Source organism: Xanthobacter sp. BG11Y11_SDJG (assembly GCF_057364445.1).
In genome coordinates this window covers 1-1,786 of the sequence record NZ_JBNFNU010000592.1, presented here as the reverse complement: position 1 = coordinate 1,786, position 1,786 = coordinate 1, and the positions used below count along the sequence as shown (strand labels likewise).

The window sequence follows — 1,786 nt, the reverse complement described above, 5'->3', positions numbered from 1 at the left end:
ATGCCTCCACCGCGGCGGCGAAGTCCGCATTCTCCGAGAGGAAACCGGACGCCGGGATGGATCGCGTCGGCACCCGCTCGCGCGCGGCGCGGATCAGCGCCGCCCCGTCGAGATAGGAGCGCGCCGCCGGTGCCGGGCCGATGCGCACCAGGTCCGCCGCCCCCTCCAGGTGGGGCGCGCCGCGGTCGGCGTCGGAATAGACCGCCACATAGGGGATGGAGAGCCGCGCGCAGGTGCGGGCGATGCGCCGGGCGATCTCGCCGCGGTTGGCGATCAGGAGCTTGCCGATCATGGCTACATCCGGAACACGCCGAAGCGGGTCTCCCCCTTCGGGCCGCCTTTCGCCATGGCGAGGGCGAGGGCGAGGAAGGCGCGCGTCTCCTCCGGCTCGATCACCGCGTCCACCCACAGGCGGGCGGCGGCGTGGAGCGGGTGGCTCGATCGCTCGTAGGCGGCGCGGATGGGGGCCTCGAAGCGCGCCCGCTCCTCCGCGTCGAAGGTCCGCCCCGCCTTGGCCAGCTGGCCCTCGCGCACCAGGCCGAGCACGGTCGCGGCCTGCTCGCCGCCCATCACCGAGGTGCGCGCATTGGGCCACATGGCCATGAGGCGCGGGCCGAAGGCGCGCCCGCACATGGCGTAGTTGCCGGCGCCGTAGCTGCCGCCCACCAGCAGGCTGAGTTTCGGCACCGCGGCGGTCGCCACCGCATTCACCAGCTTCGCGCCGTGTCGGGCGATGCCGCCCGCCTCGTATTCCTCGCCCACCATGAAGCCGCTGATGTTGTGCAGGAACAGCAGCGGCACGCCGCGCTGGCAGCACAGCTCGATGAAGTTCGCCGCCTTCTGCGCGCTCTCGGCATAGAGCACGCCGTCGTTCATGAGCACGCCGACGCGGTAGCCCTCGATGGCGGCGGTGCCGCAGATGATGGTGCGGGCATAGCGCGCGCGGTACTCGTCGAGCCGGCCGCCGTCGATGAGGCGGGCGAGGATCTCGCGGGCGGGCAGGCGCTGGCGCGGGCTCGCCGGGATCAGGCCGGCGATCTCCGAGGCCGGGCTCAGCGGCGGCTCGGGCGGAAGGTCCGGGCCGGGCAAAGGCGGCGCCGGGGCGCGGGCGAGGATGGCGCGCACCAGGAACAGCGCCTCCACGTCGTCCTCGGCCAGATGGTCGGCCACCGCGCTGCGGCGGGTGTGCACGTCGGCCCCGCCGAGGGTCTCGGCTTCCACCACAACCCCGGTCGCCGCCTGCACCAGCTGCGGGCCGCCGAGGAAGATGGTGCCGGTGCCGCGCACGATCACCGTCTCGTCCGCCATGGCGGGGATGTAGGCGCCGCCGGCGGTGCACGAGCCCATGACGGCCGCGATCTGCGGCAGGCCCAGCGCGGACATCTCGGCGATGTTGCGGAAGATGGCGCCGAAATGGTGCGCGTCGGGGAAGATGTCCTCCTGGTGCGGCAGGAAGGCGCCGCCCGAATCCACCAGGTAGACGCAGGGCAGGGCATTCTCCCGCGCCACCTGCTGGGCGCGGATCTGCTTCTTCACCGTGAGGGGATAATAGGTGCCGCCCTTCACCGTGGCGTCGTTCGCCATGATCATGACGAGGCGCCCGCCGACGCTGCCGACGCCGGTGACGATGCCCGCCGCCGGGACCGGCTCGTCATAGACGCCGTGGGCAGCGAGCCGGCCGATCTCCAGGAACGGGGTCGCCGGGTCGAGCAGGAGCGAGATGCGCTCGCGCGCGGTCAGCTTGCCGCGCTCCTTGTGGCGCGCCACCGCCTCGGCCGGCCCGCCC

At 73.3% G+C, this 1,786-nt stretch carries 2 protein-coding genes; both read right to left on the bottom strand.

The window, feature by feature from the left end; translation table 11 throughout:
* A partial coding sequence (locus AC2W7M_RS24770; protein ID WP_486135700.1) for a biotin carboxylase N-terminal domain-containing protein occupies positions 1-292 on the bottom strand: 292 nt, incomplete at its 3' end.
* 2 nt (positions 293-294) lie between these two features.
* A partial coding sequence (locus AC2W7M_RS24765; protein ID WP_486135698.1) for a carboxyl transferase domain-containing protein occupies positions 295-1,786 on the bottom strand: 1,492 nt, incomplete at its 5' end.